Origin of the sequence: Candidatus Phycosocius bacilliformis, from assembly GCF_003112735.1 — a bacterium.
GTDB classification, from domain to species: Bacteria; Pseudomonadota; Alphaproteobacteria; order Caulobacterales; family Aquidulcibacteraceae; genus Aquidulcibacter; species Aquidulcibacter bacilliformis.
This window is the reverse complement of sequence record NZ_BFBR01000003.1, coordinates 241052-253039: the sequence shown is the minus strand read 5'-3', so window position 1 is coordinate 253039 and position 11988 is coordinate 241052. Positions and strand designations below refer to the sequence as shown.

16 protein-coding genes are annotated in these 11988 nt (G+C 58.2%); 7 read left to right on the top strand and 9 right to left on the bottom strand.

Translation table 11 applies throughout. From position 1 onward, the window contains the following. The first annotated feature begins 37 nt into the window (after positions 1-37). A complete protein-coding gene (locus PbB2_RS06725; RefSeq protein WP_192576210.1) occupies positions 38-664 on the top strand; it encodes a TlpA family protein disulfide reductase in 627 nt (208 codons plus the stop codon). A gap of 101 nt (positions 665-765) precedes the next feature. Here PbB2_RS06725 and PbB2_RS15940 read toward each other — a convergent pair whose 3' ends face one another. The 5 genes from PbB2_RS15940 to metX are packed head-to-tail and all read right to left on the bottom strand — an operon-like array spanning position 766 to position 4036. Beyond that, positions 766-996 (bottom strand): hypothetical protein, encoded by a 231-nt coding sequence (locus PbB2_RS15940; protein WP_145959872.1) that lies wholly within the window; start codon positions 994-996, stop codon positions 766-768. Further along, a complete protein-coding gene (gene ccmB / locus PbB2_RS06720; RefSeq protein WP_108984536.1) occupies positions 986-1663 on the bottom strand; it encodes a heme exporter protein CcmB in 678 nt (225 codons plus the stop codon). Before ccmB ends, PbB2_RS15940 begins: the two co-directional genes overlap by 11 nt. Next, positions 1660-2304 carry a heme ABC exporter ATP-binding protein CcmA gene (ccmA, locus tag PbB2_RS06715; protein WP_108984535.1) on the bottom strand — a complete coding sequence of 215 codons (645 nt, stop codon included), beginning with the start codon at positions 2302-2304 and terminating at the stop codon, positions 1660-1662. The genes ccmB and ccmA overlap by 4 nt, the downstream gene beginning before the upstream one ends. Further along, on the bottom strand, positions 2301-2933 hold the full coding sequence (gene metW, locus PbB2_RS06710; protein WP_108984534.1) for a methionine biosynthesis protein MetW: 633 nt from the start codon (positions 2931-2933) through the stop codon (positions 2301-2303). Before metW ends, ccmA begins: the two co-directional genes overlap by 4 nt. Beyond that, positions 2930-4036 (bottom strand): homoserine O-acetyltransferase MetX, encoded by a 1107-nt coding sequence (gene metX, locus PbB2_RS06705; protein ID WP_320410530.1) that lies wholly within the window; start codon positions 4034-4036, stop codon positions 2930-2932. The genes metW and metX overlap by 4 nt, the downstream gene beginning before the upstream one ends. 117 nt (positions 4037-4153) lie before the next feature. On the opposite strand from metX, the gene PbB2_RS06700 reads away from it, so the two are divergent. The 4 genes from PbB2_RS06700 (at position 4154) to PbB2_RS06685 (ending at position 7659) form a co-directional block, all read left to right on the top strand. After that, positions 4154-5236 (top strand): DUF2855 family protein, encoded by a 1083-nt coding sequence (locus tag PbB2_RS06700; protein WP_108984532.1) that lies wholly within the window; start codon positions 4154-4156, stop codon positions 5234-5236. Positions 5237-5244: 8 nt separating this feature from the next. Beyond that, entirely contained in the window at positions 5245-5655 is a 411-nt protein-coding gene (locus tag PbB2_RS06695; protein ID WP_108984531.1) for a DUF1499 domain-containing protein, read from the top strand. A gap of 24 nt (positions 5656-5679) precedes the next feature. Continuing rightward, positions 5680-6669: an alpha/beta hydrolase gene (locus tag PbB2_RS06690; RefSeq protein ID WP_192576209.1), complete on the top strand. Its 990-nt coding sequence runs from the start codon at positions 5680-5682 to the stop codon at positions 6667-6669. A gap of 102 nt (positions 6670-6771) precedes the next feature. Beyond that, positions 6772-7659 (top strand): response regulator, encoded by an 888-nt coding sequence (locus tag PbB2_RS06685; RefSeq protein WP_192576208.1) that lies wholly within the window; start codon positions 6772-6774, stop codon positions 7657-7659. Positions 7660-7670: 11 nt separating this feature from the next. Here PbB2_RS06685 and PbB2_RS06680 read toward each other — a convergent pair whose 3' ends face one another. From PbB2_RS06680 to PbB2_RS06670, 3 genes are read right to left on the bottom strand one after another with little or no spacing between them, the layout of a single operon-like run. After that, positions 7671-8663 carry an NADPH:quinone oxidoreductase family protein gene (locus PbB2_RS06680; RefSeq protein ID WP_420887455.1) on the bottom strand — a complete coding sequence of 331 codons (993 nt, stop codon included), beginning with the start codon at positions 8661-8663 and terminating at the stop codon, positions 7671-7673. Between the two features lie 3 nt (positions 8664-8666). Further along, positions 8667-9704 (bottom strand): alpha/beta hydrolase, encoded by a 1038-nt coding sequence (locus PbB2_RS06675; RefSeq protein ID WP_108984527.1) that lies wholly within the window; start codon positions 9702-9704, stop codon positions 8667-8669. Continuing rightward, a complete protein-coding gene (locus PbB2_RS06670) occupies positions 9701-10363 on the bottom strand; it encodes a TetR/AcrR family transcriptional regulator (RefSeq protein WP_108984640.1) in 663 nt (220 codons plus the stop codon). The genes PbB2_RS06675 and PbB2_RS06670 overlap by 4 nt, the downstream gene beginning before the upstream one ends. 131 nt (positions 10364-10494) lie before the next feature. On the opposite strand from PbB2_RS06670, the gene PbB2_RS06665 reads away from it, so the two are divergent. Both PbB2_RS06665 and PbB2_RS06660 read left to right on the top strand, forming a co-directional pair. Beyond that, positions 10495-10872: a thiol-disulfide oxidoreductase DCC family protein gene (locus tag PbB2_RS06665; RefSeq protein ID WP_108984639.1), complete on the top strand. Its 378-nt coding sequence runs from the start codon at positions 10495-10497 to the stop codon at positions 10870-10872. Beyond that, positions 10808-11017, top strand: a complete 210-nt coding sequence (locus tag PbB2_RS06660; protein ID WP_420887454.1) for a DUF2256 domain-containing protein — start codon at positions 10808-10810, stop codon at positions 11015-11017. The genes PbB2_RS06665 and PbB2_RS06660 overlap by 65 nt, the downstream gene beginning before the upstream one ends. A gap of 3 nt (positions 11018-11020) precedes the next feature. Here the strand turns inward: PbB2_RS06660 and PbB2_RS06655 are convergent, their stop codons facing one another. After that, positions 11021-11929, bottom strand: coding sequence for a DMT family transporter (locus PbB2_RS06655; RefSeq protein ID WP_108984525.1), 909 nt, complete (start codon positions 11927-11929; stop codon positions 11021-11023). Positions 11930-11988 lie beyond the last annotated feature (59 nt).

The following is an 11988-nucleotide window of genomic DNA, read 5'->3' as shown; positions in this document are numbered from 1 at the left end:
GGTCTGGGTGGATGGGCGAGAGGAATCTGAGGACGACATGAGTGACGAGCAACCTGCGGGCAAAGACAATCTGGTCTCAGCAAAGCCCAAGAAGGCGCAATGGGTCCTGTTGGGTATCCTGCTGATCGGGGTGCTTCTTTACGGGCTTTATCGGATCGTGCCAATCTCTCACGGTGGCAGGGATCTGGCTGCCTTTGCAGCTGGCCCCTTGAAGGGTCTGGAGATCGCAAAAGACCCGGTGCCCCAGCCACCCAACAGTTTTGCGGGCCCAGATGGTACCCCCACCCAATTGAGTGCCTTTCACGGTAAAGTCGTGTTGGTCAATCTGTGGGCGACTTGGTGCGCGCCCTGTGTGACCGAGATGCCGACACTGGCAGGCCTTCAACGGGCGATGGGAGATCAGGACTTCAAGGTGGTCGCCATCAGTGTCGACCGTGAGAAGGATGCAGCGAAAGCCAAGCAGGAATTGGCCGAGCTCGGGAAGGGCAGTCTGGCCTTTTATCACGACCCCAAAATGGCGATTGTCTACCCCCTCAAAGCACGCGGCTTTCCCACCTCCATCCTCTATGACCGCGACGGTAAAGAGCTTGCCCGTCTGGCCGGGGAAGCCGACTGGAACAGCCCCGAAGCACGCGCCCTGATCCAAGCTGCAATGGCTGACTAGACATTGGTTGGTGACTGCAGGGGTGAATTGGCCATTGCTCGCCGGGGATGACATCGTTTTGAGAAGATTTTTGTCTGGAAGCGCTTTGGTGCCCAATCTGGTCACCAAACCGCAAACTCAATTGTTCTTGCGACATCGGGGTGGTCAAGTGCGCAGCTTTGCTGCGTCGCGATGCGATCGGTTTTCAGAGAAAACCGACACTTGACGACCCAGATGTCGCGCTCAAACTCGACCATACGTTTTGGTGAAACATGGCTTTCACCAAAGCGGTTCCAAGTGGAAATACACACCCACACCGCTGTCACCACTAATTGCCCGAGCTTAATCCACATGCAGGCGTACTGAGGCCGAAGCCGCTAGCGGGGCGAAGGCAAGAGCGGCGAGCACCAATGCACAGAGGAATAAAAATGCTTGGCTCCAGAACGGTCCGCCACTGGCAAGTTCTGCGGCGGCACTCGCGCCAAAAATCACGCTGGGGGCATAAAGAGGCAGAACAATCAAGGCGACCAAAAGCCCACCGCGCCTTACGCTTGCACCCAATGCCGCCCCAATCGCGCCAATCAGGAACAAGCCCAGACTGCCCACGCCTAATTGCAAACAGATTGGAAGGATCAATTCAGGCTTAACCCGAACCAGAAGCGCGGCAATGGGGCTGACCACAAGCAAGGGCAGGCTGACAGCCAGCCATTGGCCCAGGATTTTGCATAAGGTCTGCACGCTTGCCGGCAGGGGTGAGAGCAGCATTTGATCCAGCGTGCCATCTTCCAGATCAGCTTGAAACAAGCGTTCCAGGGACACCAACGTCGCCAAGGTCAATGCCAGCCACAAATAGCCCGGCCCGATCTTGCCCAAAGTGTCCGGCGCTGGGCCAAGTGCAAAGGGGGCCACCATGATCGACCCGGCAAAGAAGCTGGCGGACAAAAGCGCCCCTCCGCCAGAACCCCAGCCGAGCCGGACTTCGCGGCCGATGATGGCCGAACAGGCGCGTAACAGGCTCATGGCACCACCCCGCTTTCGGCTGTGCCGAGGGCTAAGGTGCGGGCTGTGACGCCCGGCAACGGGTCATGCACCGCTGCCAGAATGATACCCCCACGGCGGGAATGCGCATCCAATAGATTGCCAAGCAGGGCTCGACCTTCCTGGTCAAGCGGGGACGCTGGTTCGTCGAGCAGCCAGACCGCGCGGTCTTCGAGGAGGAGGCGGGCAAGAGAGGCGCGTTTGCGTTGCCCTGCCGACAAGACACCACCTTGTAGGCCCGTCTGACGAGACAGGCCGACACGGTCGAGAATTTCTGAAACGCTGTCACGTCGCGCACCGCGCACATCAGCCCAGAATATCAGCTGATCTATCAGCTTTTCGCCCGCCTTAATCGGGTCCTGATGGCCAAGGAAAGAGGCGACTTCGCCGACTTCCTCAATCTCGGGGCCGTGTTCGGCCTCAAACGCCACGCTGCCGCCGGCGGGGGTATGAAAGCCTGCGATGGCACGCAGCAATGTGGTCTTGCCGCTACCATTGGGGCCTTGCAAGGCCACAATATCGCCGGGTGAACAGACCAAGTTGAGGTCGCTGACAAGACGGCGAAAGCCGCGCTGCAGGGTGAGGCCGCGCACACAGAGGCTGACATTATGCCGCCCCGTCATGGCCTATCCGCCGCGATGCGTTTGAGCACAAACACCGCTTCTTCTGACAACCAATTGAGCAAGCGCGTGGTGCGCACCGAGGGGGCGCTGGCTTTGCCCGCCGCAATGCGGGTGACCGATTCCAGCGTAAAGCCATTTGCTTTGGCCAGATCATCAAAGTCGAGCAATGTGCACAAATGCAGGTTCTCGGTCTCATGCCAGCTGTCTGGCAGACCTTGGGTCACGGGCATGCGGCCGGTCAAGAGCAGCGACAAGCGCACCTGCCAGAAACCGAAATTGGGCAGCGACACCACAGCCTTCGCCCCGATCCGGCGCATCTGGCGCAACACCATTTCCGGGCGTCGCGTGGCCTGAATGGTGCGTGAGAGCACAACAATGTCGAAGGAATTGTCGGGATAAAGCGCCAAATCAAAATCGGCATCGCCTTGAACCACCGACAGGCCTTTGGCCACACACGCATTCACGCCCGACTGGCTCAACTCCATGCCGCGCACGATGGCCCGACGCTCCTTCTTGAGGCGAGCCAACAAATCACCATCGCCACAGCCGACATCCAGCACCCGCGCGCCTTCGGGTACGGCATTGAGGATGATCTCGTGATCGGCGCGTGTGACGGGCAGCAGGCTCATTGCAGCCCCTGATCTGCCGCGCTGGCTTCAAGGAAGCCAGCCATGGCTTGATGAAATTGCGGCTCATCAAGCAGGAAAGCATCATGGCCTTTATCGGTTTCCACTTCAAAGGCAGACACCTCGACCCCCGCCCCGATCATTGCCCGCGTAATATGGCGGCTGTCTGCGGGGGGGTAATGCCAGTCTGAAGAGAAACTCACCACACAGGCCCGCCCTTTGAAGGCGGTGAAGGCATCGCTCAATCGGCCATTAAAGCCGGCGGCAAGATCGAAATAATCCATGGCCCGGGTGATATAGAGGTAGGAATTGGCGTCAAACCGGTCGACAAACCGGCTGCCCTGATAGCGCAAATAGCTTTCAATCTGAAAATCTGCATCAAAGCCGAAGGTCAGTTCGTCGCGATTCTGGAGGCGGCGGCCAAATTTCCGATGTAGAGCTGCATCTGACAAATAGGTGATGTGGGCGGCCATGCGGGCCACTGCGAGACCCTTGACCGGCTTGGTACCGGCCAATTGATAGGCCCCATTCTGCCAATCTGGGTCCGCCATCACCGCCTGGCGTCCAACTTCATGAAAGGCGATGTTCTGGGCAGAATGGCGCGCGGCCGAAGCAATCGGCATGGCTGCACCCACGCGATCGGGGCGACTTGCAATCCATTCCAGCACCTGCATGCCGCCCATCGACCCGCCAATCACAGCAAACAGACGATCAATCCCCAAATGATCAATCAGGGCGGCTTGCGCCCGCACCATATCGGCAATGGTGATGACAGGAAAATCAAGGCCATAGGGCGTGCCATTGGGTCCGATCGAAGCAGGCCCGGATGTTCCCATGCACCCGCCCAACACGTTTGAACAGATCACGAAATAGCGGTCAGTATCAATGATTTTGCCTGGACCCACCAGATTGTCCCACCAAGCAGGTTGGCCCGTTACTGGATTGGGACTGGCGACAAACTGGTCCCCTGTCAGGGCGTGACAGATCAGAATGGCATTGGTCTTGGCTGCGTTTAAAGCACCCCATGTTTCATAGCCGATTTCCAGCGGGGAAAGGGTACCCCCGCCATCCAGCGGCAAGCCAATGTCCAGTCTGAGAATTTTCAACGCGCTCTGCATGATGACAAGCCGATAGACCGACTTTAAGAAATGGTCGAGGGGCCTCGTACGGCAGTTCCAGTCGTGGCAAGGTCGCAATTTGATAATTGACAGGGAGATGCCACCATGCGCGCCAAGCAATTCGTCCTCGAAATGGGTCGCCAATCGTTCCGCGACATGGTGCTGACTGACGTCCCGGCAAGCGAGCTGGCGGAGGGGGAGGCTTTGGTCGCGGTCCGGAAATTCTCCCTCACCGCTAATAATGTGACCTATGCGATGTTTGGCGACGGCATGAAATATTGGAATTTCTTTCCCGCCAGCCAGCCCGATTTGGGTCGGGTGCCGGTGTGGGGCTATGGTGAAATCGTGGAATCCCGTGTTGAGGGTTTAGCCGTTGGTACACGGATTTACGGCTATTTCCCAATTGCAAGTACCTTGAAGGTTGAACCGATCAAGGTTAGCCCGCACGGCTTTCGCGACGGGGCGGCACATCGCCAGGAAATGGCTGCTGCCTACAATCATTACAGCATCGTCCACCCACAAGATGGGGAGACAGAGGGGCGGGTCGCCCTCCTCAAGCCCTTGTTCATGACTGGCTTTTTGTTGGAAGATTGGATTCACGATGAACGCGCATGGACGGCGGGCACAGTGATCTCCTCAAGCGCATCAAGCAAGACGGCCTTGTCGATGAATGCTTGCCTCAAGCGCCGGGGCGGGTTGACATTGATTGGCCTTACCTCGGCCCGGTCGGCGCCATTTGTGGCGGCCAGCGGATATTATGATCAGGTCGTGACTTACGACCAAGTGGATCAATTGCCGTTAGAGGCTTCAGTCTATGTGGATTTTGCTGGCGATCCAAAAGTCACCGCGGGGGTACACCAGCGTCTCAGAGATGCGTTGAAGCAATCGGTCATCGTGGGTGGTGCGCATTGGGATGCCGAACGCCAAGCAACACCTGCCAGCCTGCCCGGGCCGCGCCCACAATTCTTCTTCGCGCCGACCCATATGGCCCGGCTTAATGCGGCGTGGGGGGCAGCAGAGTTTACCCGCGCGCTCGATGCGGCGTTCGACCGTTTCGCCCATGAATCCAAAGCCTGGCTTGATGTGGTTGATGCGGAAGGCTTTGAGGCAGCCCAACAGGCGTGGACGCGGCTTTTGGACAATCAGGTCTCGGCCCGTGAAGGCCTTATCATCAATTTGCCAGGTTAGGACCCGCCATGATCAAGGACTTCCCACTCGACTTCGCCCGTTTCACCAAAATCTGGAAGCCCAATCAATTTCTGGTGCTGCCGGCGGGGTTTGCGGCCCAACAAAAGCCCGACCTTGAAGCGGGCGTATTCGCAGCAAGCATCGCGCAAGTGACTGAAGCGTGGCTGGAAATTCTGCGCAGCCAGCCGCGAGTCTCTGATATTCGTCAGGATGAGGGACAGATTGAAGCCATCCAGCGCACGCCTTTGGTTGGATTCCCGGACTGGATCACCGCCATGCCCGTCGATCTGGGTGCGGGAAAGGCCTCGATCTGTGTGTTCTCACGATCCAAATATGGCATTCGTGATATGGGCGTGAATGAGAAGCGTGTCCGATTGTGGCTCGCGCTTCTGGCACAGAAACTGCCGACTGGCAGCTAAAGCGCTATGGCTCAATTCCGCCTCATGAAGTTTGTTTTTTCAATCATCCGCGGCGTGGGGCTCGCATTTCTTGTGCTGCTTCTGGGTTGGATGGGAACAGGTTTGGCGATGGCAGCTGGTGGTTGGAACAATCCCCCGCGTGGGGTCTTGATTGATGTCGATGGTCGCAAGCAGCGTTTGGTATGCCAAGGTGAGGCGCGCGCCGGTGAGCCGATCATTGTCTTTGAGGCGGGTGCCTATTCAGGGTCAGCGGATTGGGGCTATCTGCAGCCTGAAGTCGCCAAGACAGCACGGACATGTTCGTATGACCGGGCCGGTATGGGCTGGTCGGAACCGTCCAAAGCACCCCGTGATCCGGCCACTTTAGCCCGCGAACTCAAGGCGTTATTGGATGCCTCTGGTGAGAAAGGCCCCTATGTGCTCGTCGGCCATTCAATGGCAGGATTACTGACCCGCGCCTTCATTAGCCAATATCCCGATCACGTGGTTGGCCTTGTCCTGATCGATGCGGCAGACCCCAGCGCGATCACTATTCCTGAAGCACAGGTGTGGATCAGCCGCTATCAGCGCCTCGCCCGAATTGGAGCTGGCTTGAGCCAATTTGGTCTCGTCAAGCCCTTGGCACCTTTTTACGCCAATCGCATTGGCTTGAGCGGCGTGCCACTTCAGGAAAAACGTCGTCTATTTGGTTCACCCAAGCATATGCGTGCCTCCGCAGCCGAAATCACTGCCACAATCCAGGGCGGTGAGATTGCGCTCGCAGCAGATCCTTATCTGAAAAAAATGCCGGTCGCGACCATCACAGCTGGGCCGGTAACACCCGAACGTCAGGCTTGGAAGCAAGCCCAATCCCGCGCTGCCCGCCTATCGGATTATGGAAGTTCGATCAACGTGGACGCAGCCAATCATACCACGATTTTGGGCCCTATTTACGGGCGCGTCGTGCTTGAGGCGATTGACCGGGTGCGGCGCGACATTGCCGCCAAAGGCATTGCATCGAAGGATCAACCCTAGATGTGTTCCTTATGGTAACATCTTCGTCAGAGTGCAACGACGATAAGGCATTCTTAACGCACATTTGTTTAGTTAACGCGCTCAATCGAGGAACAAGCACGCGTGGCGATCAAGCAGAGGACTCCCCAACGACTGGACCTGTCGGCGTTGTCGATCCTAGTGGTCGATGACCAGCCGTTCTTCCGTGTCTTGTTGACAGAGATTCTCCGCAATTTGGGCGTTCGCAATGTGACGGTTGCCGTGGATGGCGAAGATGGCCTCGATGCATTTGATTCAGTCCGCCCTGACATTGTCATCACCGACTGGATGATGCCAAAAGTTGATGGGATCGAGCTTGCCCGCCGGATCCGCGCGATTGATGACGACACGCTCAAGATCACGCCGATTATTCTGGTCACCGCCAATAATCGAAAAAGCCAGATCGAATTTGCCCGTAATTCTGGGGTGGATGAATTCATCCTAAAGCCGGTCTCGGTGAAGTCGGTTTGTGACCGGCTACGAGAAGTGATCGAACGGCCACGTAATTTCATTGATGACCCAGGCTATACTGGTCCGTGTCGTCGGCGTCGGGCCGATCCCGAATTTAAAGGACCCTATCGCCGCTTTGATGATCCTTTGGAAATAACCTCCGAGGCAGACCAACTCGCCTCAATGCGCTCGATCCTTAATCTGGCCTTGGCGCGGTTGGGACTGTTGGTCAATGCTTTGCGAGATGGTCGGACCGATATTATGGCTCAGCTGGTTAAGGCGGTCACTGAGGTCTACGAATTGGCTGAGGATATTCGCGACTTCCACGTCTCGCGCGTCGCGGCACTCCTCAAGACCTATCTTGTAAAGGCCGGGTCCGCGCAGTCCGTGCGACCTGATGTGATCCAAACCCATCTCAATGCGATTGACGTCTTGTTTAAGACCCCGCTGACCCAAAGTCGGATGCGCGACCAAGTTGTCAGTGGTCTGCAGGAAGTCGTCGCCAAGGTCGGTGTTGCCTGATCCGCTGCGGCTCAGGGTACAATCACCGCTTTCCCGATAATCTGGCGTGACATGAGCGCTTCAAAGGCTGCCTGTGTGTCTGCAAGATCAAATACCGCACCGACATGAGGTTTGAGGTGGCCTTGGCTCACAAGCTCATGAATGGCTTGGGTGTTCTCGCGTCCCCGCTCGGGGAATTGGCGACCATATTCACCAGCCCGGACTCCCATCACTGAAAAGCCCTTGATCAGTGGCATATTGACCGACACCGTCGGGATGCGGCCACTGGTAAAGCCGATAACCAGAAGTCGGCCATCAAACGCGATGGCCCGCACACTTTCATCAAACACATCACCGCCAACCGGGTCGAAAATCACATCCGCGCCCCGTCCTTGGGTCAGCGCCTTGACGGGGTCACGGAAGCCGTCTTGGACGCACAGCACATGCTCTACCCCCATCGCCTTGAGGGCGGCTTGTTTGAGGGGCGAGCCGGTTGTGGCAATCACATGAGCACCCAGATGCTGGCCCAATTGGACAGCGGCCAGCCCGACGCCCCCGGCTGCGCCATGGACCAATAATGTCTCCCCGGCTTGCAGATTGGCCCGGCGAACCAGGGCGACATAAGCGGTCAGATAAGCGGCGGGATAGGCGGCTGCCTCCTGCCAGGAAAGCCGGTCGGGCTTGGGCTGCACACCCTCGGCTGGCAGCAGCGCATAGTCGGCAAATGCTCCCAGTCGCGCCCCGCCAACCACGGCTTGACCCATCCGAAACTGGCTGACCCCCGCCCCCAGAGCCACAATCTCGCCCGAACACTCAAGGCCTGGCACAAAAGGCGGGTCGGGGCGAAACTGATACTTGCCCTGACACATCAAAATGTCTGGGAAATTGAGGCTGGCAGCCGCTACTTTGACCAAGACCTGACCCGGACCGGGCCGGGGAGTTTCGACGTCCTCTAGGGCCACACCCGTCGCATCTTCGCGCAAGGCATGACAGACAAAGGCCCGCATGCGGGCAGGCAAGCTCACCGCCTAACCACCCATAGCGCGGTAGGCGCGCGCCGCCACCGCCGCAATCTCCCGGCATGCCTTGTCGGCTTGGGGAACTGCACCGGTATAGGCGGTGAAGCCATGAGCAAGGCTCTCATAGCATTGATAATGCACTTTCACGTCGGCCGCCTCCAGCGCCTCTGCATAGGCCTTGCCCTGATCGCGTAAGGGGTCATGGCCAGCGGTGATAACAATGGCGGGGGCAAGGCCGCTCAAACTTTCGGCCAAAGCTGGCGAAACGCGCACATCCTCCCCCTTGGCAGGGTCGGGCAGATAATTGGCCATAAACCACGCCATGAGATCAGCGGTCAGCGGGTAGGCATCGGCACAGCTTTGCATCGAGCCATCGCGCGTCAGGACCGTGGTGGCGGGATAGATGAGCAATTGTAGAAAAGGTTGCGGCAAGCCGCGTCGCTGCATGTCCTGGGCAATGATGGCGCTGAAATTACCACCCATAGAATCCCCGCCAATGGCGGCTAGGCCCTTTGGTGCGCCAAACTGGTCGGCGTGATCAAGTGCCCACAGATAAGCATCGGTCGCATCATCTAATCCGGCGGGCCACGGATGTTCGGGGGCCAAACGATAATCGACGGACAAAACCGGGCAACCAATGATGCTGGCCAGGATGGAACAAAAGGCGTGGCACGTCTCAAGACTGCCCACGACCCCGCCGCCGAAATGATAAAAGACCAGCACAGGTGCCTTGGGGTTTTGATTGGCTGGCCGATAGAGGCGGGCGGGGATGGTGCGGCCCTGGGTCTCAATGACACGATTTTCGGTGGCGACATTTGGCTCAAGCGGGCCACCAAACAGGCTGGTCAGAATTTCGGTCCCCGTGCGGGCAAATTCGGGCGTCAGCACAGGGGGCGGTCCTTGCTTGGCCACCATGACTGCGATGAATTGAAAGCGGGCATCGAGCGTTAAACCGTCGCGCACCACGGGCTTGCCGCCCGACATCGCCACCAGAATGCCGTCTGGCAACTTCAACAGAAACTGGGTGATCGCCTTTTGAAGATTCATGTTTGCAACTCGCTCTGGGCTCGCTGGGACCCGCCCAGCACGAAATAGGCCGCAAAGCGGGCAGCCGCGTCCACATCCTTGATCCGGCCCCGCAACAGGCGCTCACCAATCTCTTGGGCGATGCCGACACACGCAGCAGTCAGCAATTCGGGGTCGAGATGATCGAGCTTAAACTCTGTTGCAAAGGCGATGATGTCACCTTTCAATTCGTCAAACAGGGCAAGGCTTTCAGGCGTGTCAAAGCGTACCCGCGTCCATTCCGGCGTGGCAGCCATCTCGCGCTCGATCTGGCCGTCGCTCAGGAGGAAATTGAAATAGGCTCCAAAGGCGGTGATCATAAAGGCTTGGAAGTCAGTGCCAGCACTTTCGCGCGCGGCCCGCAGCAGAGGTTTAAAGCGGGCCACTCCGTCATCATGAAGGGCATGGAACACTTCTTCCTTGGACTTGAAGTAATTGTAGAAAGTGCCTGACGCCAATTGTGTGCGGCGGATGATGTCGCGCACAGTCGTGCTTTCATAGCCCAGCTCGGCAAAAATCTGCCGTCCAGCTTCAAGAATGGCAGCACGATTGGCAAGTTTGGTCTGTTCGCGCTTACCGGCTTGGTTGCCGGGAAGGCTGTCTGACCTATCCTTTGGATCAGCAAGGGGTGTAGATGTCATGACGTGCATCACCTGCATCGGAGAAGACGGGACGTGTCGGGGTACCAAATGCACCTGATTGCAATAGCTTGGCGAAATGTTGACAGCGCGTCAACATCGCTTGGACGTGCTCACTGTGTGCGGGCTTTATGATGGACCCCGCCAAGCTGCCTGAGATCACGGTCTGGTTTGATGGTGATTGCCCGCTGTGCCGGGCAGAAATCAGCCTGTATCAAAAGCTGGATCGCACCAAGGGCCGCATCCGCTTTGTCGATCTGACCGGCGATGGCACCTGCCCGATAGACCGGGCAGCCATGCTGGCACGTTTTCACGCCCAAGCCCGTGGCGGGGAGCTTGTGTCTGGGGCGCGCGCATTTGGTTTGATGTGGAGCCAAGTCACCCCATTCCAGCCTTTGGGTTATCTGGCGCAATGGCCGCCATTGGTGCCCGTGCTCGACTGGCTTTATGGCCTCTTTTTGCGGGTCCGCCCGCGCTTACAAAATTGGGCGAAAGCGCATGAAGAACGCTAAAGGCAAAAGCATTGCCAAAGCGCATCTGCCCGATAAGCCGTGCAAGGCCTGCGGGCGACCCTTCTCTTGGCGCAAGAAATGGGCGCGGGATTGGGACAAAGTGCTTTATTGCAGCGATAAATGCCGGTCCCAGGCGAAGGGCTAAGCCCTAGCGCGCGCCCTGGCGCTGCACCAGCCAGACACCAAAGAGAAGGATGGCGAGGGCGGCAAACGTCGTGGCTGGCAAGGCTTCTTGAAACGCCACCGCCCCGACAAGGATCGACCAAAACGGGGCGAGATTGCCAACATTGGACATGAAGACAGGCCCAACCCGCCGGATGGTCAAGACATAGACAAGATTGGCCACACCGGTTGACAGCACCCCAAGGCCCAGCACCGCCAGAATGTGGCGGGTTTCCAACACAATGCCTGCGTCAGGCCAGGCATGGACAGCCAGAGGCACGGACAATAGGGCGGCAACCAACACGAAACCACAACTCATCGCCACTGGATGCAGGCTGGGATTGACCAGCCGCACCATCACGCTGGTCGAGCCGTAAAGCACCGCTGCCAAGAGCAGCAGCATCTGGGGCAGTAGCGGGGCGGCTGCGACCCCATGATCCAAAAGAGCTGGTGCAAACAAAAGGCAAACCCCGCCAAACCCAACCGCCACCCCAACAGCTCGTTTCAGGTTCAGCCGCTCACTTGCCACCAAAAAATGGCACAGGATCGCCACCGTCAATGGGGCAGCGGCAATGTAAATGGCGGCCAAAGCCGATGGAACGGTCTTTTGCGCGAATGAGATCAGCAGGAAGGGAAACAAGGTACCGGTCGCCCCAATCAGGGTCAGAACACCCCAGGTCCGCCCATCACTCAATCTGGGTAAGGGGGCCCGCATGGCCACACAGCCCAAGCCGAGCACAATCGCGCCAACCCACAGACGGGCTGCGACCAGCACAGCGGGCGGCAAGACTTCCACCCCGATATGGGTACCCGCATAGGCAGAACCCCACAGGATCACCAGAATGATCAGGAGGGCCCAATCAATCACACCGGGGCGCTTGGGAGTTTCAGACATGGACACGCCTACGGCCTGCCATGCTGCGGGCAGGCTTGCAAGCAGACTTCACTGTTGCG

What these genes read in the sequence shown, in the direction of transcription:
- PbB2_RS06725 (WP_192576210.1), top strand. Translation starts at nt 38, where the DNA reads ATGAGTGACGAGCAACCTGCGGGCAAAGACAATCTGGTCTCAGCAAAG.
- PbB2_RS15940 (WP_145959872.1), bottom strand. Translation starts at nt 996, where the DNA reads ATGTGGATTAAGCTCGGGCAATTAGTGGTGACAGCGGTGTGGGTGTGT.
- ccmB (WP_108984536.1), bottom strand. Translation starts at nt 1,663, where the DNA reads ATGAGCCTGTTACGCGCCTGTTCGGCCATCATCGGCCGCGAAGTCCGG.
- ccmA (WP_108984535.1), bottom strand. Translation starts at nt 2,304, where the DNA reads ATGACGGGGCGGCATAATGTCAGCCTCTGTGTGCGCGGCCTCACCCTG.
- metW (WP_108984534.1), bottom strand. Translation starts at nt 2,933, where the DNA reads ATGAGCCTGCTGCCCGTCACACGCGCCGATCACGAGATCATCCTCAAT.
- PbB2_RS06700 (WP_108984532.1), top strand. Translation starts at nt 4,154, where the DNA reads ATGCGCGCCAAGCAATTCGTCCTCGAAATGGGTCGCCAATCGTTCCGC.
- PbB2_RS06695 (WP_108984531.1), top strand. Translation starts at nt 5,245, where the DNA reads ATGATCAAGGACTTCCCACTCGACTTCGCCCGTTTCACCAAAATCTGG.
- PbB2_RS06690 (WP_192576209.1), top strand. Translation starts at nt 5,680, where the DNA reads ATGAAGTTTGTTTTTTCAATCATCCGCGGCGTGGGGCTCGCATTTCTT.
- PbB2_RS06675 (WP_108984527.1), bottom strand. Translation starts at nt 9,704, where the DNA reads ATGAATCTTCAAAAGGCGATCACCCAGTTTCTGTTGAAGTTGCCAGAC.
- PbB2_RS06670 (WP_108984640.1), bottom strand. Translation starts at nt 10,363, where the DNA reads ATGACATCTACACCCCTTGCTGATCCAAAGGATAGGTCAGACAGCCTT.
- PbB2_RS06665 (WP_108984639.1), top strand. Translation starts at nt 10,495, where the DNA reads ATGGACCCCGCCAAGCTGCCTGAGATCACGGTCTGGTTTGATGGTGAT.
- PbB2_RS06660 (WP_420887454.1), top strand. Translation starts at nt 10,808, where the DNA reads ATGGCCTCTTTTTGCGGGTCCGCCCGCGCTTACAAAATTGGGCGAAAG.
- PbB2_RS06655 (WP_108984525.1), bottom strand. Translation starts at nt 11,929, where the DNA reads ATGTCTGAAACTCCCAAGCGCCCCGGTGTGATTGATTGGGCCCTCCTG.